The organism is Amycolatopsis sp. NPDC033938, assembly GCF_055575975.1.
Genome location: NZ_JBVIRO010000015.1, coordinates 80,352 through 104,837 on the forward strand (window position 1 = coordinate 80,352; position 24,486 = coordinate 104,837).

The window sequence follows — 24,486 nt, forward strand, 5'->3', positions numbered from 1 at the left end:
GCGGAATGGCACAGGCGGGGCGGCGGCCGGGGCAGACCGGGACGCGGGAGGAGATCCTCGAAGCGGCGCGGCGCAGGTTCGCCGAACAGGGGTACGACGGGGCGACCGTCCGGGCCATCGCGGCCGACGCCGGGGTCAACGCCGCGCTGCTGCACCACTTCTTCGGCACCAAGCAACGGCTCTTCGCCGCGTCGATGAACCTGCCGGTCGACCCCGGCGAACTGGTCCCCCGCATCCTCGACGGCCCCGAGGACGAGATCGGCGAACGTCTCGTCCGCGCGTTCCTCGGGCTCTGGCAGGCCCCGGACGGCCGCGCGCCGTTCCTGGCGATGATCCGGTCCGCGACCACCAACGACCAGGTCGCGACCATGATGCGGCAGTTCCTGGAGCGGGCGGTGCTGGCGCGGGTCGCCGAGGCGCGCGGGATACCGAAGGTCCGGGTGGCCGGAGTCGCCGCGCAGATGATCGGGTTCGCCCTGCTGCGGTACGTCATCGGGCTCCCGCCGCTGGTCGACGCGTCGGAGGAGGAGGTCGTCGCGATGCTGGCGCCGGTCGCGCAGTACTACCTGACCGACGGCGTTCACCGGCCGGACACCCGGCGCGGCTAACTTCCCCGCGTGCGCATCGCTGCTCTCCTCCCCTTGCCTCTGCTGGTGGCCTCCCTCCTCGCCGGTTCCCCGGCCGAAGCGAGTCCCGACCCTTCGCCGGTGGCGCAGACCAGGGCGTTCGTCGACGACGCGGGCGCGGCCCCGGCGAACGCCGACGCCGACGACCCGGCGATCTGGGTCCATCCCACCGATCCGGCGCGGAGTGTCGTCCTCGGCACGCTCAAGGAAGGCGGGCTGGCCGCGTTCGACCTGAAGGCGCGGCAGCTCCAGCACCTCGCCGTGCCCGCGGGCGGCCGGTTCAACAACGTCGATGTCGTCGGCGATCTCGCCGTGGTGAGCGACCGCGGCCGGGATCGCGTCCGCGTCTACCGGATCGACCCGGCGGGCGCCGCGGCCGGATCGCGGGTGCTCCGGGACGTCACGGATCCTTCCGCCGCACCGGTCTTCTCCGCGTCGGAGTCCGAAGTGGACGAACAGCGGACGGCGTACGGGCTCACCGCCGGACGTGATCCGCGCACCGGCGCCCGCTGGGTCGCGGTGACCAGGCGGCACGAGACCCGCGTGGCGCTCTTGCGACTTGTCGACAAACCGGGTGGCACCGTCGGCACGGCGCCGATCGGCACGCTCGACCTGCCGTCGGAGTTCCGGCTGCCGAACGGGAAGACCTGGTCGCCGTGCGGCGAACCGGACGAGCGCCCGCAGCTGGAAGGTTCGGTCCTCGACGTCGAACACCGCGTGCTCTACACCGCGCAGGAGGATGTCGGGATCTGGCGCGTCCCCGTGAGCGGTGCCGGTTTCGGCCGTCCTGAGCTGATCGACAAGGTCCGTTCGTTCGGGGTGCCGCAGCGTTTCGACGAGGCGACCGAGGAATGCGTCGCCGACGGCCCCGACCCGGGCTTCGGCGGCAAGTGGCTGACCGCGGACGCCGAAGGGCTGGCGTTGGCCGGCGGAAAGCTGCTCGCGTCGAGCCAGGGCGACTCGCGTTTCGTGGTCTATGACCGCGCCGGCACCCCGAGGCGCGACTTCCGGATCGTCGCCGGACGCGGGACCGACTCGGTCGAGCACTCCGACGGCGCCGCGATCACCACCCGGCCGCTGGGCCCGCTGTTCCCGCACGGCCTGCTGGTCGTGCACGACGGCGAACGTCGTCCGGCGGCCACCGGCCCGGCGGGCGAGGAACTGGCGACCACCGGTTTCGCCTTCGTCCGGCTGGAGACCGCCCTGCGGTGACCGCGTTCACCGAGAAAGTTCCGTTCCCGATGCATCAGCCAGGTGGTCTCGCGCGTCGTTAGGGTCGAGACCACCGGCTGAGAGGGAACACGTGCCTGCGACCTTCGACGAGTTCGTCGCGGATCGCCTGGACGGGCTCCTGCGCTACGCGACCGTCCTAACCGACGATCCGTATCTGGCGCAGGACATCGTGCAGGAGGTACTGCTGCGGGCTCAGCAACGCTGGCCGAAGATCGACTCGCCGCCGACGTACGTCCGCCGGATGGTGACCAACGAGTACCTCTCGTGGCGACGCCGCCTCGCGGTCCGCCGCGTGGTGTCGTCTTCGCCGGAAGTCCTCGATCTGGTGAGCCCGCCGGTCTCCGATCACGCCATCGAGTACGACGAACGCGACGCGATGCTGGACAGGCTCGCGAAGCTCCCGCGCAAACAACGTGCCGCGATCGTGCTCCGCTACTACGAGAACTACTCCGACGAGGAGATCGGCGCGGTGCTCCGCTGCGCAACGTCGACCGTGCGCAGCCAGATCTCGCGCGCGCTCGCCACGCTGCGGGAAACCGGGCCGTCTTCGTCTGTTCAGCCCACGGGAGCGCGCAAATGACCCGACTGAGTGAAGAGAACACCGAGGATCTCATCCGGGAGAGCCTCGAACGCCTGGCGACGCGGGCACCCGACGGGTCCGAGATCCGCGACGCGCTGAACCAGCGATCGCGCAGCCGTCCGAAAATGGCCTTGGCACTGGTCGCGGCGGCGGTCGCGATCATCGCGCTCGGCGTGCCGCTCGGCCTGCGGGCCTACACCGCTGTCCCCCCGGCCTCGCCGCGCAACGCCGATTGGGCGGTGCTGCCCTACAAACCCGGCTGGCTGCCCGACGGTTACCGCGAGATCCGCCGGAGCGCGAAGCCCTATCCCGCACCGCAGACGAGGGAATGGAGCGGCGGCGAACAGGGCCAGGTCCAGCTGACCACCACCCCGCTCGACGACAAGGGCGGGCCGTGGACGATCGCGCCCGCGCCGAACCAGATCATCGTGCAGGGCAGGGTCGGGATGGTCACCGAGGTGAACGGCGACGCGACGGTGCTGACCTGGTCCCCCGACGACATCTACGTGCTGAACCTGACCCTGACCGGGGTGAAGGAGCCACGCGAGGTCGGTCAGCGGATCGCCGACGAGATGGTCAAGGACGGCCGCGCCCGGGTCTCGGGCGAACTGCGGTTCGGCAGGCTGCCCGCCGATCTGGCGCTGTCGGGGGTGAAGACCTCCATGCGGGTCAGCGGGGGCGCGACCGAACTCGAAGCCACCGAGGCCGGGCAGCCTGCCGCGACCCCGGCCGTCACCGCGTCACTCGGTGGCGGGCGGCCGGAACCGGACGGGGCGGAACCGGTCACCGTCAAGGTCAGGGGCATCGACGGCCTGTACCTCCCGGCTCGGGAGGGGCGGCTCGGCCATCAGGACGAAACGGTCGCCGTCCAGCTCGAAGACGGCCGGTGGCTGACCGTGTCGGGCAACCGGGACCGCGCGATCCTGCTCGACATCGCCGAGAGCCTGCAGATCGTTCCCGGGGACTACAGCGGGTTCGGGAAGCCACCGGAATAGGCGCGGGCGGGCGGGGGTTGTCGACGGCATGACGGACACCTACCGCTCCATCGCGTTCACCGAATACGGCGACTCCGGCGTTCTTCGCCTCGTCGAGCGGGAGCCTCCCGAGCCCGGCCCCGGCCAGGTCAGGATCGCCGTGCGCGCGGCGGGGGTGAACCCGATCGACTGGAAGATCCGGGCCGGGCTGATGGCCGAGGTGTACCCGGCCACCTTCCCCGCGGTCCCCGGCGGGGATGTCGCCGGCGTGGTGGACGCCGTCGGCGAAGGCGTGTCCGGGTTCGCTGTCGGCGACGAGGTCCTCGGCAGGGGGATGGGCGGATACGCGGAGTTCGTGCTCGCGGATCCGGCCGGCCTGACCCGCAAGCCGGAGTCGCTGTCCTGGGAGCTTGCCGCCGCGTTGCCCGTCGTGGTCACCACCGCCTATCGCGCGCTCAACCTGCTGAACCTCACCGAGGGCGAGACGCTGCTCATCGACGGCGCGGCGGGCGGTGTCGGCACGGTCGCCGTCCAGCTCGCCGTCGGGCGCGGGCTCACCGTCGTCGGCACCGCGAGCGAAGCGAACCACGAATACTTGCGGTCGCTGGGCGCCATCCCGGTGAAGTACGGCGAAGGGCTCGAAGAGCGCGTACGCGCTGTCGCACCGCAGGGCATCGACGCGTCCTTCGACACCTCCGGCCGGGGCTCGCTGGGCGCCCTGGTCGAGCTGACCGGTGGCCCGAAACGCGTCGTCACCATCGCCGCGCCGGACGCGGCCGACCACGGCGTCCACTTCACCTCAGGCGGCCCGGCCGAGCAGGTCCCCGGTGCGCTGGCCGAAGGTGCGGCGCTCGCCGCCGAAGGCAAGCTCGACCTGCCGATCGCCCGGGTCTACCCGCTCGCCGAAGCGGGCGCGGCTCAGGACGAGAGCGAAGCGGGCCACGTCCGGGGCAAGCTCGTCCTGGTGCCGTGAGCCTCCCGGCGGCGAGCTGGCGGCAGCACGAACACACGGCACCGGTTTTCGCTTTCTCCCGCGTTCTGAGCCACGACGAGCATCCGCTGGTGGCCGACTACCCGGGTATCGCGGTCCGGCTGCCCTGAACCACGCCCTCTTGACTCGGGTTCTCAACGGGCGCAGAATTAAACACATGACTAATTCCGCGATCTCCGTGACCGGCCTGCGGGTCGTCCGCGGCGGACGCGAGGTCGTCAGGGACATCGGATTCGAGACGCCGCCCGGCCGGATCACCGGCCTGCTCGGCCCGAGCGGCTGCGGCAAGACGACACTGATGCGCGCGCTCGTCGGCGTGCAGATCGTCGCGGGCGGCGAGGTCACCGTGCTCGGCCATCCGGCAGGCAGCCCGCCGCTGCGGCGGCTGATCGGCTACGCCACCCAGAACCCGGCCATCTACGCCGACCTCACCATCACGGAAGCCTTGCGCTACTTCGCTTCCGTCCTCCGCGCACCGATGTCCAATGTGGACAGGGTGATCGGCGAGGTCGGGCTCGCCGATCACGCGGGCAAACTGGTCGGCTCACTGTCGGGCGGCCAGCACAGCCGTGCCAACCTCGCCGTCGCGCTGCTCGGGAAGCCCGAACTGCTCGTCCTCGACGAACCGACCGTGGGTCTCGATCCCGTTCTCCGCGACGAGCTCTGGGCACTGTTCCGCCGTCTCGCCGACGGCGGGGCGACGCTGCTCGTGTCCAGCCACGTCATGGACGAGGCCGCGCGATGCGACCGCCTGCTGCTCATGCGCGAGGGCCGGATCCTGGCCGACGACACGCCTGCCCGGCTGCGCGAGCGCACCGGCACAACCGATCTGGAGCAGGCGTTCCTGCGGCTGGTCCGCGCGGCGTCGAATTCGGAGGTGACCCCGTCGTGAATCCCGCGCTGACGCTGGCCACGGCGCGTCGCATCCTCCTGCAGTTGCGGCACGATCCCCGCACCGTCGTGATGCTGATCGCCGTCCCGTCCCTGTTGATGGTGCTCCTGCGCTTCGTCTTCAACTCCGAACCGGTCTTCAGCCGCGTCGCTCCGGCGCTGCTCGGCGTCTTCCCGTTCACGATCATGTTCCTGATCACCTCGATCACCACCCTGCGCGAACGCACCACGGCGACGCTGGAACGCCTGATGACCCTGCCGATCGGCAGACTGGACCTGCTCTTCGGCTACGCGCTCGCGTTCGGCTCGATCGCGATCGTGCAGGTCGGCGTCGCGGCCGGGATCTCGCTCGCCTGGTTGGGCCTCGACATCGCTGGCTCGATCGGGATGCTGCTGCTCATCGCCGTCCTCGACGCCCTGCTCGGGATGGCGCTCGGCCTGTTCGTGAGCGCGTTCGCGCGGACGGAGTTCCAGGCGGTGCAGTTCATGCCGCTGTTCGTGCTGCCGCAGATCCTGCTGTGCGGATTGTTCGTGCCGCGCGGCCAGATGGGCTGGTTGCTGAACCGGCTTTCGGACGTGATGCCGCTTTCGTACGCCGTCGAGGCACTCACCCGCGTCACCACTTCGGGCACCGTGGACGCGACGCTGATCCGGAACCTGATCATCGTCGGCGCGAGCGCCCTCGTCGCACTGGTACTCGGCGCGGCGACGCTGCGTCGCCGGACACCCTAAGTCTCCGGACACCCTAAACTCTCCACATGGGATCGGAATTCGAGCGGCTCGCCGCCGAGAAGTACGTCGTCCTGACCACCTTCCGCAAGAACGGCACGCCGGTGCCGACGCCGATCTGGCTGGCGGGTGACGGCGGCGAGCTGGTGTTCTGGTCCGAACGGAAGGCGGGCAAGGTCAAGCGCATCCGCAACAGCGGCCGCGTCGAGGTCCAGGCCTGCGACCTCCGCGGCACCAAGACCCATGGCGCCGTCGTCGCGGGCGAGGCCCGGCTGCTGGACCTCGACGAGACCGAACGCGTGCGCAAGGTGATCGCGCGCAAGTACGGGATCATCGGGCAGGTCACGATGTTCTTCAGCAAACTGCGAGGGCCGAAGGACCGGACGGTGGGGATCGCGGTCAAGCTGGCGGAGTAGAGCCACCAGCCTCGTGAGTGGTTAGGTCGTGAAAGCCACTTTGAGGGGCTCGCCTTTGCTTACCCACTGGTGTGGAGCTTTGTGCGGGTTGCCGGGGCGGTCCGGGTGGGGAAGATTCCGGCCGTTGAGCGTCCCGGATCTTCCGTTGCCTTGTCTCTCGAGAGAACCGGCTCTGTCCTAATGTCCCGGGTGTCCACAAGGGACACTCCCAGCCGACCAGGTGCCTGACTGATGGCACTCTGTGCGGGGTCGTGAGTGGCGATTCGGGTTCTGGCCGAGGGTGTACCGGTGGGTGAGTCCGGTAGCGACCGGGCCGTGAAGGACTCCTTGAGGGACTCAGAGTCCCTCAACGCCCCGGACGGCCATCACGAGCCTCAACAGCACCACCGGTCACATCGGCTGCGCGTGAAGGCCCCCTTCCCTCGGCTGAGCCGAGGGAAGGGGGCCTTCACGCGCTACCGTCACCGGCTCGCCAGACGTTCAAGCGGCCTGCGCCGCCCGCATGGCCGCCGCCATCGCGGCCGAATCGTGGTCCGGTCCGCAGCCGTCGACCAGGATCAGGTCACCCGGGATGTGGTCCGCCCGCAGGTGCAGGATCTCCTGGTACGCGGGCGAGTCGTACCACTCGCGAGCGGTCTCGATACCCGGGAACTCGATCATCACCAGCGCGCCGGGCCATTCGCCTTCGACGACCTGCACCTCGGCCCCGTGCACGAGGAACTTGCCGCCGAAGGGATCCAGCGTGTCCTGGATCCGCTCCAGGTACTCGAAGACCTCTTCCGCCGTCACGGCGGGCGGGCGAAGGTGGGCGATTCCGTAGGCGGTCATGGTGTCCCTCCAGGTTTTCGCTGTCCTGGAAGAATCCTGACCGACCTGCCGCGTGGCGTCGATTACCCGGGAGGTAAAGCTCAGAACTCCGCGACGGCCGCGAGCGCCTCGGGCAGGGTGAACGCCCCCGCGTAGAGCGCCTTGCCGACGATGGAGCCCTCGACACCGTCGCGGGCCAGCGCGGCCAGCGCGCGGAGATCGTCCACACTGGACACACCGCCGGAGGCGATGACCGGCGCGTCGGTGCGGGCTGCGACCTCACGGAGCAGGTCGATGTTCGGGCCCTGGAGGGTGCCGTCCTTGCTCACGTCGGTGACGACGTAGCGCTGCGCGCCGTCGCGGTCGAGCCGGTCGAGGACCTCCCAGAGGTCACCGCCGTCCTGTGTCCAGCCGCGGGCGGACAGCCGGTGCCCGGCCTCGGTGATCCGCACGTCGAGCCCGATGGCGACACGGTCGCCGAAGGTGGAGACGACCTTCGCGGTCCACTCCGGGTCCTCCAGCGCGGCGGTGCCGAGGTTGACCCGGCGGGCGCCGGTGGCCAGCGCGGCCTCGAGCGAGGCGTCGTCGCGGATGCCGCCGGACAGCTCCACCTGGACGTCCAGCCGGCGCACGACCTCGGCGAGCAGCTCGCGGTTGGAGCCCTTGCCGAACGCGGCGTCGAGGTCGACCAGATGGATCCACTCCGCCCCGTCACGCTGCCAGGCGAGCGCCGCCTCCAGCGGGCTGCCATAGGAGGTTTCAGTGCCGGCCTCGCCCTGGACGAGTCGCACGGCCTGGCCATCGGCCACATCAACGGCGGGTAGGAGCGTGAAAGTCACGCGCCCACTCTAAGACAGAGACTCCAGCCAGTTGCGCAGCAGGTGTGCCCCGGCGTCGCCGGACTTCTCCGGGTGGAACTGCGTCGCCCACAGCGGCCCGTTCTCGACGGCGGCGACGAAGTCCTGGCCGTGGTTCGCCCAGGTCACCTTGGGTTGCTGCCCGGCGAGCCCGGAGTCGAGTTCCCAGGTCCGCGCGGCGTAGGAGTGCACGAAGTAGAACCGGGTGTCCGCGTCGAGACCGGCGAACAGCCGCGAGTCCTCCGGGGCGCGGACGGTGTTCCAGCCCATGTGGGGCAGGACGTCGGCCTCCAGCCTGTCGACCGTGCCGGGCCACTCACCGGTGCCCGCGGCCTCCTCGCCGTGCTCGACGCCGCGTTCGAACAGGATCTGCATGCCGACGCAGATGCCCAGCACCGGACGGCCGCCGGCGAGGCGTTTGCCGATGATCTTCTCCCCCGACACCGAGAGCAGCCCCTCCATGCAGGCGGAGAAGGCACCGACGCCGGGGACGACCAGGCCGTCGGCCTCGAGCGCGGCATGGGGGTCGGCCGTGACCTCGACGTCGGCGCCGGCGCGCTGAACAGCGCGTTCGGCGGACCGGAGATTGCCGGACCCGTAGTCCAGGATCACCACACGAGGAGTAGCCACGCGCCCAGGTTAGCGGACTGGATTTTCTCGCGATTCCTTGTTTCAACCGTCACTCGTTTGGGTAGTAACCACGCCGAGTGAGAGGCCGGCGCAGGACCGCCTGCACTTCTGGAGGAACGATGCGGGACGCCGACGACCTGACCTGCCTTCTCGACGCCTGGCGCGAGGACATCGAGAGTGTCCCCTTTCCCACCTTCGCGGAGCTGCTGATCCCCGCGCAGAAACAGCGCGTGGCGCCCGGACAGACGGCGACCGCATCGGTTCAGGTGACGAAGACCACCGGATGGCGCGATCGCTGACACCCGACTCCGGTCGTGTGTGTGGTTTTCTTCATGGAGCCACACCCCACCGAGCCGACCAGGAGTAACGCATGAGCAGCAGCCCGGATCCGCGCGACTTCCTCGATCTCGACGCCGAGCTCTCCGCCGAGGACCGGGCCATCCGTGACGCCGTGCGCTCGTACGCGCACGACCAGCTCCTGCCGAATATCGCCGAATGGTACGAAACGGGTGCGCTGCCCGCCGCCGAACTCGCCAAGGGGTTCGGCAAGCTCGGGCTGCTCGGCATGCACCTGGAGGGTTACGGCTGCGCCGGGACCAGCGCCGTCGCCTACGGCATCGCCTGCCGCGAGCTGGAGGCCGTCGACTCCGGGCTGCGCAGCTTCGTCTCGGTGCAGGGTTCGCTGGCGATGTACGCGATCCACAAATGGGGCACCGACGAGCACAAGCAGGAGTGGCTGCCGCGGATGGCCGCCGGTGAGGCGCTCGGCTGCTTCGGCCTGACCGAACCGGACGCCGGCAGCGATCCGGGCAGCATGCGGACCCGCGCGGTACGCGACGGCTCGGACTGGGTGCTGAGCGGTACGAAGATGTGGATCACCAACGGCACCGTCGCCGACGTCGCGGTCGTCTGGGCGCAGACCGACGAAGGCGTGCGCGGGTTCGTCGTCCCCACGGACACGCCGGGCTTCACCGCGAACGAGGTCAAGCACAAGCTGTCGTTGCGGGCCTCGCTGACCGCGGAACTGGTGCTCGACGGCGTCCGCCTGCCGGAATCGGCGGCGTTCCCCGAGGTCCGCGGCCTGCGCGGACCGCTGTCGTGCCTGAACGAAGCACGCTACGGAATCCTGTTCGGCGTCGTCGGCGCCGCGCGTTCCTGCTACGAATCCGCGCTGGAGTACACGCTGAGCCGCGAGCAGTTCGGCAAGCCGCTGGCCGGGTTCCAGCTCACCCAGCGCAAGCTCGCCGACCTCGTCGTCGAGGTCAACCGGGCCGGGCTGGTCGCGCTGCGGATCGGGCGGCTCAAGGACGCGGGCACGCTGCATCACAACCACGTCAGCTTCGGCAAGCTCGCCAACGTGCGGTCGGCACTGGAGGTCGCGCGGACGGCGCGCGCCATGCTCGGCGCCAACGGGATTTCGCTGGAGTACCCGGTGATGCGGCATATGTCGAACCTCGAAACCGTGCTGACCTACGAAGGCACCGAGGAGATGCACGCGCTCTCGCTGGGCCAGTCGGTCACCGGGCTCGCCGCCTTCCGCTGAGCCGCTCCGAAACTGTCGGTGCGGGCATCTAGGGTCCGCCGCATGACCGATTCCGCCGAGTTCCAGTCCGTCGTCGAGCTGCGCCGGTACACCCTGCACCCCGGCCGCCGGGACGAGCTGATCGAACTCTTCGAGCGCGAGTTCGTGGAAACGCAGGAAGCCTGCGGGACGCACCTGTTCGGTCAGTTCCGCGAGGTGGGTGAACCGGACAAGTTCGTCTGGCTGCGTGGTTTCCGGGACATGGAGACCAGGCGGGCCGCGCTGGAGTCGTTCTACTTCGGGCCGGTGTGGCGCGAACACGGCCCGGCGGCGAACGAGACGATGATCGACGCTTCCGACGTCCTGCTGCTGCGGCCGTCCGGGCCGGGATTCCCCGCTCCGGACGGCGCACCCGGCTCCCGGGTGCTGGTGACGATCTGCCATCCCACCGGGCCGGTGAAGGACTTCTCGGAGTATTTCGCGGGAACCGTGGCTCCGGCGCTGCGGGAAGCCGGTGTGGTCACCTTCGGCCACTTCGAGACCGAGCCCGCCGAGAACACCTTTCCCCGCCTCCCCGTACGAGAGAACGAAACGGTCTTCGTCTGGTTCGCCAAGGCCACCGAAGAACACCGTGAACTTCTCGACCGGACGGGTGCCGGGCTCGCCGACCGGCTCGAACGTCCTTGGCGGCGGCTGGAACTCACGCCGACCCCGCGGTCACGCCTGCGCTGAAAGGAGTTCCGCGAGCCCATCCGGATAAAGAATCGCCTTGCCGCTCGCCACGTCGGCCATCGGCAGCCAGTGCACGCGTGCGCCCTCGTCGAGGACGACGCCGACCTCGTCGCGCTCGTAGAACGCCTTGTCGGCCAGTTCGGCGGCGAACAGGAACACGATTTCGTGGCCCGCCCTGCCTTCGTAGGTGAACACGTTCTCCAGTACCGCGATCTGCTCGACCGAGGTCAGTTCCGCCGCGAGTTCCTCCTGCAGCTCACGGCGGACCGCTTCCGCCGCGGTCTCCCCGAACTCGATCCCGCCCCCGAGCGGGCGATGGTAGGTCTCGCCCTTGGCTTCGTCCCGGCCTTCGAACACCAGGAGGTCGTCACCGCGGCGGACGACCGCGAGCGCGAGCGGGCGGATGGCAGGCATTCCCCGAAACTAGCGGAGGAATTCCTTGACCGACAGGGCGATGGAGCCCGCGTCGAGACCGTGTGCGAGGTCGTGGTCGGCCAGTTCGCCGTAGATCCGTACTTCGGCCGCGCGCCGGACGCCGAGCGAGAGCAGCCGGTGCGGTGTCTCGGACAGCGCGGCGGACACCGTATGCGCCGACGTTCCCGCGAGGTAGGGCTCGATCAGCACGACGTCGGCCGCGCCGGTGGCATCGACGGCCGAACGCAGCCCGGCGGCGTCGAACGGCCTGATCGTCGACGTGTACAGCACGGTCACGTCGAGATCGGCGGTCGCCTCCAGCGTCCGGTCCAGCATCGGCCCGACGGCCACCACGACACCCCGGCCGCCTTCCCGCAGCGTTTGCAGGCCGACGCCCAGATGCGGTTTCGCGTTCTCCTGCGCGGAGAGCCGGAGGTAGACACGCCCGTCGCCGGGAATGGACTCCAGCAGCAGGCGACGTGCTTCCTCGGGGTGACCCGGCACATGCACGGTCCAGCCCGGCAGCGTGTCGATGAGGGCGACATCCCCGGGCGCCTGATGCGTCCGCCCGGCGGTCGGCATGTCGTAGGACGCGCCCGAAGACACCAGCACGGCGCCGACGTCCTGGTGGCCGAGATCCAGTTTGACCTGTTCGAACGCCCGCTCCACGAGGAACGACGAGAAGGTGTGGACGATCGGCCGCATCCCGGCCAGGGCGAGCCCACCGGCGGTGCTCATCATCAGCTGCTCGCGGATACCGACGTTGAGCACGCGGTCCGGATGTTTTCGCGCGGCGAAGGCGAGCTGTGCGGCGGAGATGTCGGCGAGGACGACGGCGACGTTCGGATCGGTGTCGAGCACCTCGGCGGTGGCGTCGAGGAACGTTTCACGCATGTTCACGGGTTCAGCCCTTTCGCTCGACGGTCGCGACCACGGCGAGCGGCCGGTCCGGATGAGGGGTGGTGAAGGCTTCGTAGAGCGCGTCGTGGTCCCGGCCGTCGACGGTGCGGACCGCCCAGCCCTCGACCTCGAACCGGCGTCCGATCCCGCCCGGCCAGCCGTGGGTGGCCGAGGAGTTGTCGACGACGACGGCGGTCAGCTGCGGCATGCCGATCCGGCCCGCCACCGCGATGGCCTCGGAGTTGGAACCTTCGTCGAGTTCCGCGTCACCGATGAGCGTGACGACCTTGGCGTCGCGGAATCCCTTGGCGCGCAGACCGAACACGGTGCCGATGGCCAGCGGGAGGCCGTGGCCGAGCGAGCCGCTGGAGATCTCGGCACCCGGCAGCCGCGCGCGATCGGGATGGTGCCCGAGCCGGGATTCCGCCGACGTCCAGTCGGCGAGTTCGTCCTCCTGGATGAAGCCCTTCTTCGTCAGCACCGCGTAGTAGGCCATCGGGCCGTGGCCCTTCGACAGCAGGAAGCGGTCGCGGCCCGGATCGTGGAAGTTCTCCGGCGTGATGTCGAGCACGCGGTCGTAGAGCACCCACAGGACGTCCACAGTGGACTCGGCCGCGGCCTGGTGTTTTTCGTCCCCGGTCATCAGCGAGATCAGCCTCGGCAGATCCTCGTAGCCGGTTTTCGTGTCGGTGGTCATGGCATCGAGCGTGCAACCTCGACTTAAGTCGAAGTCAAGGCTAGCCTGGCGACGTGACGAGACTGGCTGAACACCTGAGCATCGGGCAGGTCGCCGACCGCAGCGGCGTTCCCCACACCGCTTTGCGCTTCTACGAGGACAAAGGGCTGATCAGCTCGGAGCGTTCGGCGGGCAACCAGCGGCGGTATCCGCGTTCGGTGCTGCGCCGGATCGCCTTCATCCGGGCCGCGCAACGGGTCGGGCTCAGCCTCGACGACATCAGCTCGGCACTGGACACCTTACCGAAGGATCATGCCCCCACGAAGGCGGACTGGGCGAGGCTTTCGCGCGGCTGGCAGGACGAACTGGACGCGCGGATCGACGCGTTGCAGCGGCTGCGGGACAGGCTGACCGGCTGCATCGGCTGCGGTTGCCTGTCTCTGCGCAGCTGCGGGCTGTACAACGCCGACGACCAGATGTCCCGGTTCGGCCCCGGCGCGGGCAAACTGCGCCCGGCTTCCGAGGGCGGCATCTGAATTCCCGTTGCCACGCGGGTACCGGATATGCGTCACTGGACGCGAAATGGAAAAGAAACACCTCATCCGAGTCTCGAAACGGCTCTCCCGGCACCTGCGGCACGCACCCGGCGACATCGGCATCACCCTCACCCCTGACGGCTGGGTCGAAGTCGAGACCCTTTTGGCCGCCTTGGCGCGGCACGGAGTGCGGCTCAGCCGTGCCCAGCTCGACGAAGTGGTGGAGGGCAACGACAAACGGCGCTTCGCCTTCGACGAAAGCGGGCTGCGGATCCGCGCCAGCCAAGGGCACAGCGTCGACGTCGACCTCGAACTGCCCACCGCCGTCCCACCCGACGTGCTCTACCACGGGACGGTGTCGCGGTTCCTCGACGCGATCCTGAGTGAAGGCCTCCGGCCGATGAAGCGGCACGCCGTGCACCTTTCGGCGACCATGGAGACCGCGCGGGCCGTCGGTGCCCGGCGCGGTGTCCCGGTCCTGCTCACCGTCGACGCGCGGGGCATGGCCGAGGCGGGGCACGAGTTCCAGGTGAGCGCGAACGGTGTCTGGCTCACCGCCGCGGTTGCGCCGGAGTTCCTCCGCCGTCTCCCGTGATCAGGCCGTTGGCCCGCAGGAGCCCCAGCGTGCCCACGGTGAACATCCCGTTCCACTCCAGGGCGGCCGCGGGCGAATAGCTGGTGTAGTCGACCCGCCAGCCGCCGTCCTCGTGCTGCCTGCCCGCGATCCGCCGCAGCTCGGCCTCGATGACTTCGGGGTCGAAAAGCTTCCGTGCCGGGCCACCGGGTTCCGGGGCGAAGTCGAGCGGGCGCATGGCCTCGCCCTCGATCCCGCCGTCGACCGCGACCACGCCCTCGTCCGGGATGAACCGGCCGAGTCTCCCGACCAGGCGGGTGTCGCCGAGCGCGTCCACCAGTTTCATCGCGAAAGCGAGCACGAGCGCGTGCGGTGCCTCGTCGATCTTCTCGATCTCGCCGAGGCAATAGCGGGTGGCCTTCGCCAGCCAGGGATGCGCGGCGACGGCGGGATCGTGCGCGGCGACCCGGTGCGCGGCGACGGCGACGATCGCGGTGATCTGGAGCGAGGAGACCGACGGGTCCGCGCTCGCCCAGAACGGCGCGCTGCCGAACGGATCCGGCATCGGCAAGGCGAAGGGGACCCCGCCGTCCGGTAAGGAGATCGAGTCGAGCCAATCACAGAGTTCGGCCGCTCGCGGGCTGGTCACCGGGCCGATGTCGGCGAAGACCTCGAAGGCGTGCAGTGCTCCCCCGGGCTGGCTGGTGACCGAGCGGCAGTCCGGTTCGAGGCCGTGGCCGTAACCACCGTCGGGATTGCGGTACCCCTCAAGCGCGGCGAGTGCGGCCGCCGGGTCGCCGTCACGGAAGAGGACTTCGAACCGCCGCCGGTCGAGCAGCCGGGCCTGGGTGGCCATGAAACCGGCCGCCGCGTTGAGATCGATGTTCATACCGGCAGGATCGCGCGGATCGGGGCCCCTGTCTTGAACACATCGGTCACGTGCGCCGGCGCGGACGGTTGTAGAGCTTGCGGCCGATGGTGAGGAGCGTTTCGCGCAGCGTCTCGTCGTCGAGGGACACGACTTCGGGCGAGCCGCCGGCGAGGGCGATACCGGCGAGGAGCACCTGCGCGGTGACCATCCCCAGCACGTCCGGCTCCGGGCCGACCAGGATCTCCAGCAACCGGTTCTTGAAGCTTTCCGAGCGGTGGACGGACTTTTCGATCGCCCGCGCGATGCCGGGGTCGCTGGAGAACAGCGCGACCAGCGCCCGGTGCCGCACCACGAGATCGACGAAACCGTCCAGCAGATGGTCGATCTGCGCGCCGCGGGTGCGCTGGGCGCGGGCGTCGTCGACGATGCCCTCCAGCTCGCGCAGCACGGGCTCGGCGACGGATTCGGTGATCTCCGCCTTCGTCTTGAAGTGGTAGTAGACGGCCGCCTTGGTGACCCCCAGTGCGTCGGCGATCATCTGCAGCGAGGTGCCCTCCACGCCGTGTTCGCTGAACAGCCGCAACGCCGTGCTCAGCAGTCGCGTGCGGGTGTCCTCCGCCTGGACGACGTCCATGATCCCTCCTCGTTCAGCCGTCGGAGGCTACGTCAAGCCTAGCCGTCCGGCCAAACCGGTACTAGCCGTGCGGCTAGTCACATACTTGCCGATCGGCTTGTAGCCTCCTAGCCGGTCGGCTAGCTTGGAATGAACCTGATCGAGTGAACGGGAGACTCTTGTGGCCAGCTTCTTGTACCGCCTTGGCCGGTTCTCGTTCCGGCGCCGGGTACTGGTGACGGCGGTCTGGGCCGCCGTGCTGGTCGCCCTCGGCGCGGGCGCGCTGACCCTGTCCGGCCAGCTTTCGAACTCGGTGACCATCCCCGGGACCGAATCGCAGCGGGCGATCGACCAGCTCGCGGACCGCTTCCCCGAGGCGGCGGCAGGCGGCGCGACCGCGCGCGTGGTCATCTCGACGCCCGGTGACATCACCGGCGAGGAAGGCAAGGCGGCGATCGCGGGCTTGGTCTCCGGCCTCGAAAACGCGCCGAAGGTCGCCGGGGTGATCAACCCCCTGCAGGCCCAGGCCATTTCGCCGGACAAACATGTCGCGCTGGCCCAGGTCAGCTACCGCGTGCCCGGTTTCGAACTCACCGACGCCGACCGCGAAGGCCTGATGGCCGCCGCGAGCCCCGCCAAGGCCGCCGGGTACACCGTGGAATTCGGCGGTGACGCCGTCCAGGCGATGCCCGCCACGAACGCCACCGAAGGCATCGGTGTCGCCATCGCCGCCGTCGTCCTGATCATCACCTTCGGTTCGCTGCTCGCGGCCGGGATCCCGCTGCTGACCGCGCTCATCGGCGTCGGCATCGGCATGGCTGGCATCACGACGGCGTCCGGCTTCCTCGAACTGAACACGAACACGCCTGTCCTGGCGCTGATGATCGGCCTCGCCGTCGGCATCGACTATGCGCTCTTCATCGTTTCCCGCTACCGGCACGAACTCGAGGTCGGCCGCGATCCGGAAGAAGCGGCGGGACGCGCCACCGGCACGGCGGGCTCCGCCGTGGTGTTCGCCGGGTTGACCGTGATCATCGCGCTGGCCGGACTCACCGTCGTCGGCATCCCGTTCCTCGGCGAGATGGGCGTCGCCGCGGCGATCACCGTCGCCATCGCCGTCGTCATCGCGCTCACCCTGCTGCCCGCCATCCTCGGGTTCGCGGGCGGCAGGCTGCGGGGCGGCAAGATCCGCCTGCGCCGCAAGGAAGGTGCGACGACACACGGCGAGCGCTGGGCGCGGTTCGTGGCCCGCCACCGGATCCCGGTGCTGGTCGCCGCTGTCGCCGGACTCGCGATCGTCGCCATCCCGGCCGCGAGCATGCAGCTCGGCCTGCCGAACGACAGCACGGCCGCACCGGACACCACCCAGCGCAAGGCCTACGAAACCGTCAGCCGTAGCTTCGGCGAGGGCGCCAACGGACCGCTGGTGATCGTCGTCGACCTCGCGGGCAGCAAGGACCGGCAGGCCGCGCTCCAGCAGGCCGCCGCCGGGATCAGCGGGTTGCCGGAGCGTCCGATCGTCACGCCGCCGAAGACCAACCGCGGCGGCGACCTCGCGCTGCTGACCGTCATCCCGAAGAGCGGTCCGAGCAGCACCGCGACCGAGGACCTCGTCAGCGACATCCGCGGCCTGAACGCGGGGCTGGGCACGGCCACCGGCGCCTCGCTGGCGGTGACCGGGCAGACCGCGGCCAACATCGACGTCTCCGAGAAGCTCGCGGACGCGATGCTGCCCTACCTCGCGCTGATCGTCGGGCTGGCGTTCCTGTTGCTGATGCTGGTGTTCCGGTCGGTCGTGGTCCCGCTGAAGGCGACGCTGGGCTTCCTCGGCTCCGTGGTCGCGACGTTCGGTGCCGTGGTCGCGGTCTTCCAGTGGGGCTGGCTCACCGACCTGCTCGGGGTGAAGACGACCGGGCCGATCATGAGCATGCTGCCGATCCTGCTGATCGGCGTGCTGTTCGGGCTCGCGATGGACTACCAGGTGTTCCTGGTGACGCGGATGCGGGAGGAGTACGTCCACGGCGCCGACCCGCAGCAGGCGATGGTCACCGGTTTCCGGCACGGCTCCCGGGTCGTGGTCGCCGCCGCGCTGATCATGATCAGCGTGTTCGCCGGGTTCGTCCTCGCGGAGTCCTCGCTGATCCAGTCGATCGGGTTCGCGCTGGCCTTCGGGGTGCTGGTGGACGCGTTCGTGATCCGGATGACCATCGTGCCGGCCCTGATGTCGCTGCTCGGACGCGGTGCCTGGTGGCTGCCGAAGTGGCTCGACCGGGTGCTGCCCGACGTCGACGTCGAAGGCGAGAAGCTCACGAAGCAACTCGACGCTCCTGACGAGCGGGAGCTGGTCCGGAGCTGAAGGACGCTTTCCCCGCATAAGACGCGGTGAAGGGGACTTTCCTCGCATGACATGCGGGGAAAGTCCCCTTCAGCTCACAGGTCCGCTTCGGTGCGGCCGAGGACCAGCCGGTCGAACAGCGCGCCACCGCCGTTGGACCGCAGCCCCAGCCCCTGGATCACCGGCGGTTTGCCCCCGGTGATCGCCCAGAGGTCGATCCGGACGGTCGTCCAGTCGGCGGGCGGCGGACCCGGCACCCGGTGTTCCGCGAGCACCGTGTGGTCGAGCCAGTTCGAATCGCCGACGGACGCGCAGACGGCGAGCCCAGGCCAAGGACCGCCCAGCCGCAGCCCGATCCCGGTCGTATTCGGCGATGTCGCCTTCCACGCGAACTGGAAGTACCGGTACTGACCCGGTTCCGGATTCTCGGCGATCTTGAAGTCCCAATCGGGGACCGCGTGCCCGAACGGCGCCCGGTACGCCGGATGCGCCTCCCCCGCCGCCGTCAGTTCCAGGCTGGTCCCGCCGGAGAACGCGTCACCCTGACGGAAGCCGAACGTCGGCGGGTACAGCATCATGTCGAGATCCTTGACCCGCTCGTCGAAGAGCACGGCCCTCGGCCGTTTCGCGAGGACGTCGCGGTGGGAGTTCCCCAGCTGCTCACCGTGGAAGACCAGCTCACCGAGCCGGATGTTGCCGTTCGGCCAGCTTCCGCCGCCGGTGCTGACGAAACGGAACCGCGAGGCCTCGATCGGCCGGTCGAACACATGGCTGTGGACGGCCTTGTCGGACAACAGCAGCGGTCCGTCGTGCCAGACCTCGCCCTCGCCGTCCCACCACTGCAACCGGACGTCACGCAGCCACGACTCGGGATGCGCCGGATCCTCGGCGAAGGTGACGCCGGTCAGCCGCACCTGCGTGCGGAACGTGTCGACCTTGAGCACCAGTTCGTCACGCCAGCCGCTGTTGACGAACCCGATGTCGTGCCAGCGCAGCCAGGGCCCCGGTGGCGGATCCGCCTTGCCGTCACGCAGGATCTCCGCGGAATACTGACCTTCGAGTACCTGCTTCGGCCGTACGGACTCCGCGGTCACGAACGCCTTCGTGTCCGCGATGAGGTTGGGCACCAACGGCAGTGGCTCGGCCGAAGCGTTCCCCCAGCCGGTTTTACGGGTCGTCGGCGTCGGATCGGGTGCCCGCAGCTTCGACCGCGCGTCGGTCTCGACCGGCGCGATCCGGCTCCGCCACCGCGGCCGGAGGTTCGCTCCATAGCGGATGACGGTGCCCATCCAGGTCGCGACCAGCAGGTCGCCGCCGGGCAGCCACGACGGCACCGGCAAGGCGCGCAGATCCTGCCGTGTCAGCACCGCTCCCGTCGAATCCAGGACGTACAGCGTGCCGAGTTCGCTCCCGGCGGCGATCCTGGTGCCGTCCAGAGAGATCCGGGGACGGCGCATGAGATCGTCGCCGGTGAACGTCCACAGTAGACCGCCGGTCGCGGCGAAAGCGTTGAGCCGCTCCCCCTCCGTCACCACGATCAGCTCTCCGTCGGCCGATACCGACACCTCTTCCGCGGCGACCGGGAGGGTGTTGACCAGAGCGCCGCCCCGCAGCACGAAGATCCGGCCGCCGTCGGTGCCGGCCCAGATCGCGATGGTCTTGCCGTCGGCGCTGACGGTGCCGCCGAGGAACACTCCCGTGCGGGCCACCTGAACCGAGAAGAGCTCTCGTCCGTCCACAGCGGACAGTCCGGTGATCTTTCCGGCGTCGAACGCGACCAGGGTCGTGTCGTCCACCGCCAGCAGCCGGTGCGGTGTCCGGCTCGTCGTCCACCATTCCCGCGCCCACAGCTGCTTTCCCGCGCTGTCCCACACCACCAGGCCGAGATCACCCGAGGTCGCGACCCACGCTCCGCCGGGGGCCACCGCGAAATTGTCCAGCCCCGTGTCGTGGAGCCACTCACCGCGCGCCCAATCCGTCGCGCGTTTGGGCAGGCCGAACAGGGCGAATCTGCGATTCGGTTTCCCCGTGCCGTCCAGCAGGTAGAGATGATGCCCCTCCGCCGTGTCGAGGTCGAAGCCCCGCGCGGCGAAGCCTCCCTTGTGGACGGACGGCGCGAACCCGAAGTGGTGCCCGATCTTTCGCCGCCAGGTGGTCTTCCCGGTGCCGAGATCCAGCCCGTACAGGTTGTGATCCCAGTTGAAGCAGCCGAGCATCGCCGACTTCCCGTCAGCGGACACCGCGATGTCGCGGACGTGCGGGCCGAACGCGTCCGGGGTGACCTTCGGAAGTTCCTTGTGCAGCAGGGGAACGATCGCGTACAGCCGAGCGGGCTCGCTGCGCAGGTCGGCGGTGAACCTGCCGCCGACCAGCGAGACGTCCTGGCCGGTCAGGACATCGACGACGCGGTGCAGCAGTGGCACGTCGACGTCCAGCGCGGCCATCACGGGCACCCGATGCCCGATCGACAGGCCCACCCGCCACATCTGCCCGGGGTCCCAGTCGAGGAGGGTGTTGTTGACCGCCCAGACGTACCGGACGTCGCCGTCGACCCACTCGGACAACAGCACCTCGGGGTTGTCGCAGCCGGCGACCGGCCGGACGTCCGCCAGCGCCTTGCGCATGGTTTCGGCGTGCTCCAGGAAGTAGCGCCGGAAACGCGGGTATGCCGAGTCGTCGTTGTACGCCAGGGGGTCGTGGCTGACCTTGTCGAATCCGATGCCCAGTGGCGTGAACCCGACGACCAGTTCCGGGCGGCAGGTGTCGTCGAAGTAGACCGGCACCCCGCTGTCCCGCAAGGCCGCGGCCAGCGGCGGATCCAGCTCCATCCGTTGCCCGACGAGCAACACGGCGTCGTACCCGCCCAGCACCTCGGCGCTGACGTCCTCGGTGAACACGAACGACGCGGGCCGGTGCGCGTACAGGCAGGCGTTGTAGGCCTCGTAAAGGGAGTCGAAGTATTTGCCGCCGATCTTCCCGTTCCAGCCGCTGATACCGCCTTCCCTGCCCTCGGCCCGCTGCATGCGGGTGGAGACCACGATCGCGACGCGGTCACCACTGCGGGCCGCGGCGATCGCGGGCCCCACTTCGGCGGCGAGGCCGAACGCCGCCCGCAGGACGGAGGTCTTGCCCGCGCCTGAAGCCCTCGGATCGCCGAGCCGGGTACCGGTCCCACCGGTCCGGGGGTCGGCGGAGGTCGGGCCCACGTGCTGACGTCCCGCGTCGCCGACCGTGCCGGTCCCATCGGCGCCGCGCATCACCTGCTGCAGCAGGGTCGGCAGGAACATGCCGCCGGTACCGTCGTCGTTGAACAGCTCGGGGTGACCCCACACCGGCTTTCCCGGGCGCCGGTAGAAGTCGACCGCGTGCCCGGTGACCTGCGGCGGCTGGATCTGCTCTGACTGGTACTGCAGGTCGACCTCGTCGGCGTCCTCGAACAGGATCTGCGGTGGGCTCTGCACCGCCCGGTACGGCGCGGTCATCGCGCTGATCCGGCCGGGGACCACGGAGTCCATCGCGGCGCGGAACAATTTCTCGGCGTCGACCTTGTGGGCGAACGCGCGATCCGACACCGTGTCGAGCACCGGCGACCACTTCCCCGTCTCGTCCGCCACCTTCCACGCGGCGAGGTACTGGGCCTTCTCGGCCTCGTCGGCGGCCGCGTCCGCGCCGAGCTTCGTCAGCCACCAGTTGGCCGCCCAGCTCCAGCCGCGGAAAGCCGGATACGTGGCCAGCAAGCCGGTGACGGTCTTGAGGTCCGCCACCATTTTCTCCGGGCTGCGGGTGTCGTACGGTTTACCGAGCGGCAACCCGGCGTCCATGTAGAGCAGGATTCCCTGTTCCTCCATGGACCGCGCCCCGTAGCCGGCGATGGCGCGGCGGCTCCAGTCCTCGAAATGGGCCTTCTCCGGCGACACGGCCTCGGGATCTTTCACCAGCCTGGCGACCGTTTCGACGTCGGCGGGAATCCTCTGGAACCGGCCTTCCGGACCGTGCCCGACGCGGTCGACGAACAGGTTGAGGCCGAGTTTGGCCGCCCGGTCCAGATGCGCGGCGGTGATCTCCGGGACATCGGCGAAACGCGGGATCTGCGCCTTCCCACGAGGATCCTCCGGGAAGCTCTGGGCGTAGTCGCCGTGCTGGACGATGTGGAAGTCCGGCCGGTCGGCGAGCCCGGCGCCGATCTCGAGATACTGGGGCGCGACGGTGAAACCGGGGACGTCCGCGTCGAGTGTGTAGCGGTCCGGCTCCCAGGAGCCGTCGAGGCTCACCTCGCCCTCGCCGTTCGTGAGCGTGACGTCACGAACGCCGATTTCCTTGCCCGCCCGCAGAATCCGGAGCTTGACGGTCGTGGGGAGCGGTGTGCCGGGCTTCGCCCGCGCGAGCACGGCGACCGGGACCGGTTCGCCACGGCCGTAGTAGAACCGGTTGAGCGGGGTCATCACGGACACCGTTCCGGTCGACCCTGGAGCGCGGACCTCGACCACAGTGTCCACTGTGTACTCCGAGTACCTGCCTGCCACATCGGGCGAGACCCTCAGCTGGTAGAGACCGCGAGCGGTGGCGGGCGGGGTCACGGCGCCACCGTCGACCCGGAGTTCGGTGAACTCCGGGACACCGAGCGGACGAGTCCAGACCCGGAACCGCGGCGCCGCCTTCCAGCGGCCGCTGTCGTGGGTGATGCTCAGCGGGACCGGCTTCCCGGCCGTCCAGACGGGATCCGCGAAACCGACCGTCAGCCGTTCGACGTCGGCGGCGACCCGCCGGAGCCGCTTGCCGGTCGCGCGGTCGTACACCTCGAACAACGTCGTGGGATCGGCGCGCTTCAGGAAGATCTCGCCTCCCCGGACGCGAAGATTCGACACGGGGTACCGGGTGTCGGGCAGCTGCAGGGTGAGCGTTCCGGCCGGGCCGCCGTTCTCGTCGAAGATCCGGACCTCGTTCCCGGCGGCGAGGACGTAGAGCTTGCCGTCGTCGGCGAGGTCGAACCCGCCGAGGTGCGGGCCCGCCACCCGGACCGGAACGTTCCACAGCTGCGTACCGTCGAAGCCGGTGACGAAGACGCCGGACGGCCAAGACGTGTACAGCCTGGAGAGACGCTCCGATACGCGCATACCCGCGAGGCCGTGCTTCACCGTCGCGCCCAGCGGTGGCAGGTCGTACACCGCGACCACGCCACGGGGATTCAGCCGGAGGGCGCGGTTCTCGTACTGGTCGATCGCGTAGAAGTCGCCCGACTCCCCCGCCTCGACCGCGGACGGCGCGTTCCAGCCCTGCTCGTCGTTGGTGGTGAAGTCGTCGATATGGCCGAGCGGGCCGAACTCCGCGTCCCAGAAGGCGACCCGGTGCGGAAAATGCGCCTCCGCCGTCGCGATCGTCCCGGCCGCGTTCGCCGTGACGGCGAGCGCGGAATACCCCGCCTCCCCGGCATACGGCGACGAACCGTCCAGCCCGGTCCTCAGCACGCGTCCCGCGTAGACGAGGTAGGCCTGCCCGTCACGGCCGAGCCCCAGCTGTGCGCCGACGACGTCGAAACCCGGGTCGTAGCGTGAAACCACCTGCTCCAAGATCATCCTGCACCCCTCCGCCGCGGATCCGTGCCCGGATCCTGACAGCGGGAGGGCGGCGGAGCGGTGTACTAAAGGGCAGGAGACGGGGCCGTCTCCGGTGCGAGCCTCGTCCTCGCTTCACCCAGGGCGAAGCCGAGCAGGTTCAGGCCGCGCCAGTGCTCGGCGTTCCCGGCCCGTGGATGGTCGGCGGCGAGCCCGATCCCCCAGATCGCGTCGAGTGGGCTGGCTTCGACCAAGACGCGATGGGCGGTACCGAGCAAGAACGCACGAAGCTCCGGGTGCTGGCCGAATTTGACGATGGATGCGTCGAGAACTATTCGATGGCGTTCCGTTTCCCACACCGCCTGGTCGAATCCGCGTACCTCGCGTCCCAGCGCCTTCGCCTCGCGTGGATGCCGGGCCTTCAGGATTCGTGCCGCGCTCCCGGCGTCGTCGAAGAGGACAGCCTTGCGCCACATCATGTAGTGCTCGGCCGTCGGGAAGGTTTCACCGTCCGCGGTGAACCAGGCGGGCCACCACTGGCTGAAGCACTCCGGACCGATCGTGCCATCACGCCGAGGCCGGTGACCCCAGAAGAAGAGGAACTTGACGCGGCGCCCCGCTCGCTGGAGCCGCACGACATCGTCGACCGAGCGCGGGTTCGTGGACATGCCGGAAAGCATGCTCGCCCACGATCCGGCGCGCACGCGATTTACCGGTCGGCGGCCCTAGGCCAGCCAGGCGATGGCGCCGCCGATCGCCAGCAGCGCGCCGATACCCAGGATCACGGCCAGGAACTTGACGCTCTTCCAGGTCGCGTAGACGCCGCCGATCAGGAAGCCGCCGAGCGCGAGCAGCAGCACGGCGATGGTCGAGTTACTCACGCCGGTCACCCTGCCACACGGCCGCGCACGCCCAGCCTCCGGGTACCGCCGCGTTTCGTCCGCTCAATGCGGTGGTCGCGCACGCAAGAACCGCACTTATTGAGGGGTAAGGCAAGGGTGTCTGGTGGCCCGATGCCTCTGGGGCC

Annotated in this window: 26 protein-coding genes; 15 read left to right on the top strand and 11 right to left on the bottom strand. The window is 69.6% G+C overall.

Annotated elements, in window-relative coordinates; genetic code table 11:
* Positions 1-5 precede the first annotated feature (5 nt).
* From ACZ5ZX_RS30540 to ACZ5ZX_RS30580, 9 genes are all read left to right on the top strand, one after another.
* A complete protein-coding gene (locus tag ACZ5ZX_RS30540) occupies positions 6-608 on the top strand; it encodes a TetR/AcrR family transcriptional regulator (protein ID WP_465505437.1) in 603 nt (200 codons plus the stop codon).
* 9 nt (positions 609-617) lie between these two features.
* Positions 618-1,838, top strand: a complete 1,221-nt coding sequence (locus ACZ5ZX_RS30545; RefSeq protein ID WP_465505438.1) for a phytase — start codon at positions 618-620, stop codon at positions 1,836-1,838.
* 91 nt (positions 1,839-1,929) lie between these two features.
* A complete protein-coding gene (locus ACZ5ZX_RS30550) occupies positions 1,930-2,439 on the top strand; it encodes a SigE family RNA polymerase sigma factor (protein WP_465505439.1) in 510 nt (169 codons plus the stop codon).
* A complete protein-coding gene (locus ACZ5ZX_RS30555; protein ID WP_465505440.1) occupies positions 2,436-3,434 on the top strand; it encodes a hypothetical protein in 999 nt (332 codons plus the stop codon). The genes ACZ5ZX_RS30550 and ACZ5ZX_RS30555 overlap by 4 nt, the downstream gene beginning before the upstream one ends.
* A gap of 28 nt (positions 3,435-3,462) precedes the next feature.
* Positions 3,463-4,386 carry an NADP-dependent oxidoreductase gene (locus ACZ5ZX_RS30560; RefSeq protein ID WP_465505441.1) on the top strand — a complete coding sequence of 308 codons (924 nt, stop codon included), beginning with the start codon at positions 3,463-3,465 and terminating at the stop codon, positions 4,384-4,386.
* Positions 4,383-4,514, top strand: coding sequence for a hypothetical protein (locus tag ACZ5ZX_RS30565; protein WP_465505442.1), 132 nt, complete (start codon positions 4,383-4,385; stop codon positions 4,512-4,514). The genes ACZ5ZX_RS30560 and ACZ5ZX_RS30565 overlap by 4 nt, the downstream gene beginning before the upstream one ends.
* Before the next feature lie 47 nt (positions 4,515-4,561).
* Entirely contained in the window at positions 4,562-5,296 is a 735-nt protein-coding gene (locus ACZ5ZX_RS30570) for an ABC transporter ATP-binding protein (protein WP_465505443.1), read from the top strand.
* On the top strand, positions 5,293-6,027 hold the full coding sequence (locus ACZ5ZX_RS30575; RefSeq protein ID WP_465505444.1) for an ABC transporter permease: 735 nt from the start codon (positions 5,293-5,295) through the stop codon (positions 6,025-6,027). The genes ACZ5ZX_RS30570 and ACZ5ZX_RS30575 overlap by 4 nt, the downstream gene beginning before the upstream one ends.
* A 26-nt stretch (positions 6,028-6,053) precedes the next feature.
* Entirely contained in the window at positions 6,054-6,440 is a 387-nt protein-coding gene (locus tag ACZ5ZX_RS30580) for a PPOX class F420-dependent oxidoreductase (RefSeq protein WP_465505445.1), read from the top strand.
* Positions 6,441-6,920: 480 nt separating this feature from the next.
* Here ACZ5ZX_RS30580 and ACZ5ZX_RS30585 read toward each other — a convergent pair whose 3' ends face one another.
* The 3 genes from ACZ5ZX_RS30585 to hisH form a co-directional block, all read right to left on the bottom strand.
* Positions 6,921-7,268: a DUF1330 domain-containing protein gene (locus ACZ5ZX_RS30585; protein WP_465505446.1), complete on the bottom strand. Its 348-nt coding sequence runs from the start codon at positions 7,266-7,268 to the stop codon at positions 6,921-6,923.
* An 80-nt stretch (positions 7,269-7,348) separates the two neighbouring features.
* Positions 7,349-8,086 carry a bifunctional 1-(5-phosphoribosyl)-5-((5-phosphoribosylamino)methylideneamino)imidazole-4-carboxamide isomerase/phosphoribosylanthranilate isomerase PriA gene (priA, locus tag ACZ5ZX_RS30590; protein ID WP_465505447.1) on the bottom strand — a complete coding sequence of 246 codons (738 nt, stop codon included), beginning with the start codon at positions 8,084-8,086 and terminating at the stop codon, positions 7,349-7,351.
* A gap of 9 nt (positions 8,087-8,095) precedes the next feature.
* The gene (gene hisH, locus ACZ5ZX_RS30595; RefSeq protein ID WP_465505553.1) at positions 8,096-8,719 is read right to left on the bottom strand and encodes an imidazole glycerol phosphate synthase subunit HisH; all 624 of its coding nucleotides are present in this window, start codon (positions 8,717-8,719) and stop codon (positions 8,096-8,098) included.
* A gap of 134 nt (positions 8,720-8,853) precedes the next feature.
* Between hisH and ACZ5ZX_RS30600 the strand changes: the two genes are divergently transcribed.
* The 3 genes from ACZ5ZX_RS30600 to ACZ5ZX_RS30610 all read left to right on the top strand — a co-directional run bounded on the left by ACZ5ZX_RS30600 (position 8,854) and on the right by ACZ5ZX_RS30610 (position 10,988).
* Positions 8,854-9,033, top strand: a complete 180-nt coding sequence (locus ACZ5ZX_RS30600) for a hypothetical protein (protein ID WP_465505448.1) — start codon at positions 8,854-8,856, stop codon at positions 9,031-9,033.
* 71 nt (positions 9,034-9,104) lie between these two features.
* A complete protein-coding gene (locus ACZ5ZX_RS30605; RefSeq protein WP_465505449.1) occupies positions 9,105-10,277 on the top strand; it encodes an acyl-CoA dehydrogenase family protein in 1,173 nt (390 codons plus the stop codon).
* A gap of 42 nt (positions 10,278-10,319) precedes the next feature.
* A complete protein-coding gene (locus ACZ5ZX_RS30610; protein WP_465505450.1) occupies positions 10,320-10,988 on the top strand; it encodes an NIPSNAP family protein in 669 nt (222 codons plus the stop codon).
* Here the strand turns inward: ACZ5ZX_RS30610 and ACZ5ZX_RS30615 are convergent.
* Genes ACZ5ZX_RS30615 through ACZ5ZX_RS30625 form a run of 3 tightly spaced genes read right to left on the bottom strand, consistent with a single transcriptional unit; the run spans position 10,974 to position 12,999 of the window.
* Positions 10,974-11,402 (bottom strand): NUDIX hydrolase, encoded by a 429-nt coding sequence (locus ACZ5ZX_RS30615; RefSeq protein WP_465505451.1) that lies wholly within the window; start codon positions 11,400-11,402, stop codon positions 10,974-10,976. The two genes, ACZ5ZX_RS30610 and ACZ5ZX_RS30615, sit on opposite strands and share 15 nt — an antisense overlap.
* Before the next feature lie 9 nt (positions 11,403-11,411).
* Positions 11,412-12,302 (bottom strand): transketolase family protein, encoded by an 891-nt coding sequence (locus ACZ5ZX_RS30620; RefSeq protein ID WP_465505452.1) that lies wholly within the window; start codon positions 12,300-12,302, stop codon positions 11,412-11,414.
* Positions 12,303-12,306: 4 nt separating this feature from the next.
* Positions 12,307-12,999 (bottom strand): transketolase, encoded by a 693-nt coding sequence (locus ACZ5ZX_RS30625; RefSeq protein WP_465505453.1) that lies wholly within the window; start codon positions 12,997-12,999, stop codon positions 12,307-12,309.
* A 53-nt stretch (positions 13,000-13,052) separates the two neighbouring features.
* Here ACZ5ZX_RS30625 and soxR point away from each other — a divergent pair, with 53 nt between their 5' ends.
* Together soxR and ACZ5ZX_RS30635 are read left to right on the top strand one after the other, a co-directional pair.
* Positions 13,053-13,514, top strand: a complete 462-nt coding sequence (gene soxR / locus ACZ5ZX_RS30630) for a redox-sensitive transcriptional activator SoxR (protein ID WP_465505454.1) — start codon at positions 13,053-13,055, stop codon at positions 13,512-13,514.
* Between the two features lie 46 nt (positions 13,515-13,560).
* A complete protein-coding gene (locus tag ACZ5ZX_RS30635; protein ID WP_465505455.1) occupies positions 13,561-14,109 on the top strand; it encodes an RNA 2'-phosphotransferase in 549 nt (182 codons plus the stop codon).
* Here the strand turns inward: ACZ5ZX_RS30635 and ACZ5ZX_RS30640 are convergent.
* Positions 14,066-14,977 (bottom strand): hypothetical protein, encoded by a 912-nt coding sequence (locus ACZ5ZX_RS30640; protein WP_465505456.1) that lies wholly within the window; start codon positions 14,975-14,977, stop codon positions 14,066-14,068. The two genes, ACZ5ZX_RS30635 and ACZ5ZX_RS30640, sit on opposite strands and share 44 nt — an antisense overlap.
* Before the next feature lie 46 nt (positions 14,978-15,023).
* Entirely contained in the window at positions 15,024-15,593 is a 570-nt protein-coding gene (locus tag ACZ5ZX_RS30645; RefSeq protein WP_465505457.1) for a TetR/AcrR family transcriptional regulator, read from the bottom strand.
* 160 nt (positions 15,594-15,753) lie between these two features.
* Between ACZ5ZX_RS30645 and ACZ5ZX_RS30650 the strand changes: the two genes are divergently transcribed.
* Positions 15,754-17,928, top strand: coding sequence for an MMPL family transporter (locus ACZ5ZX_RS30650; RefSeq protein ID WP_465505458.1), 2,175 nt, complete (start codon positions 15,754-15,756; stop codon positions 17,926-17,928).
* A gap of 74 nt (positions 17,929-18,002) precedes the next feature.
* On the opposite strand, the gene ACZ5ZX_RS30655 is transcribed toward ACZ5ZX_RS30650, so the two are convergent.
* From ACZ5ZX_RS30655 to ACZ5ZX_RS30665, 3 genes are all read right to left on the bottom strand, one after another.
* Positions 18,003-23,480, bottom strand: coding sequence for a WD40 repeat domain-containing protein (locus ACZ5ZX_RS30655; protein WP_465505459.1), 5,478 nt, complete (start codon positions 23,478-23,480; stop codon positions 18,003-18,005).
* A gap of 65 nt (positions 23,481-23,545) precedes the next feature.
* Entirely contained in the window at positions 23,546-24,127 is a 582-nt protein-coding gene (locus ACZ5ZX_RS30660; protein WP_465505460.1) for an NADAR family protein, read from the bottom strand.
* A gap of 57 nt (positions 24,128-24,184) precedes the next feature.
* On the bottom strand, positions 24,185-24,340 hold the full coding sequence (locus ACZ5ZX_RS30665) for a hypothetical protein (protein WP_465505461.1): 156 nt from the start codon (positions 24,338-24,340) through the stop codon (positions 24,185-24,187).
* Between the last annotated feature and the right edge of the window lie 146 nt (positions 24,341-24,486).

Coding starts and splice junctions, on each gene's coding strand:
- ACZ5ZX_RS30635 (WP_465505455.1), top strand. CDS start 13,561: ATGGAAAAGAAACACCTCATCCGAGTCTCGAAACGGCTCTCCCGGCAC.
- ACZ5ZX_RS30600 (WP_465505448.1), top strand. CDS start 8,854: ATGCGGGACGCCGACGACCTGACCTGCCTTCTCGACGCCTGGCGCGAG.
- ACZ5ZX_RS30605 (WP_465505449.1), top strand. CDS start 9,105: ATGAGCAGCAGCCCGGATCCGCGCGACTTCCTCGATCTCGACGCCGAG.
- ACZ5ZX_RS30640 (WP_465505456.1), bottom strand. CDS start 14,977: ATGAACATCGATCTCAACGCGGCGGCCGGTTTCATGGCCACCCAGGCC.
- ACZ5ZX_RS30655 (WP_465505459.1), bottom strand. CDS start 23,480: ATGATCTTGGAGCAGGTGGTTTCACGCTACGACCCGGGTTTCGACGTC.
- ACZ5ZX_RS30560 (WP_465505441.1), top strand. CDS start 3,463: ATGACGGACACCTACCGCTCCATCGCGTTCACCGAATACGGCGACTCC.
- ACZ5ZX_RS30610 (WP_465505450.1), top strand. CDS start 10,320: ATGACCGATTCCGCCGAGTTCCAGTCCGTCGTCGAGCTGCGCCGGTAC.
- ACZ5ZX_RS30570 (WP_465505443.1), top strand. CDS start 4,562: ATGACTAATTCCGCGATCTCCGTGACCGGCCTGCGGGTCGTCCGCGGC.
- ACZ5ZX_RS30625 (WP_465505453.1), bottom strand. CDS start 12,999: ATGACCACCGACACGAAAACCGGCTACGAGGATCTGCCGAGGCTGATC.
- ACZ5ZX_RS30660 (WP_465505460.1), bottom strand. CDS start 24,127: ATGTCCACGAACCCGCGCTCGGTCGACGATGTCGTGCGGCTCCAGCGA.
- ACZ5ZX_RS30645 (WP_465505457.1), bottom strand. CDS start 15,593: ATGGACGTCGTCCAGGCGGAGGACACCCGCACGCGACTGCTGAGCACG.
- ACZ5ZX_RS30585 (WP_465505446.1), bottom strand. CDS start 7,268: ATGACCGCCTACGGAATCGCCCACCTTCGCCCGCCCGCCGTGACGGCG.
- ACZ5ZX_RS30555 (WP_465505440.1), top strand. CDS start 2,436: ATGACCCGACTGAGTGAAGAGAACACCGAGGATCTCATCCGGGAGAGC.
- ACZ5ZX_RS30580 (WP_465505445.1), top strand. CDS start 6,054: ATGGGATCGGAATTCGAGCGGCTCGCCGCCGAGAAGTACGTCGTCCTG.
- ACZ5ZX_RS30615 (WP_465505451.1), bottom strand. CDS start 11,402: ATGCCTGCCATCCGCCCGCTCGCGCTCGCGGTCGTCCGCCGCGGTGAC.
- ACZ5ZX_RS30540 (WP_465505437.1), top strand. CDS start 6: ATGGCACAGGCGGGGCGGCGGCCGGGGCAGACCGGGACGCGGGAGGAG.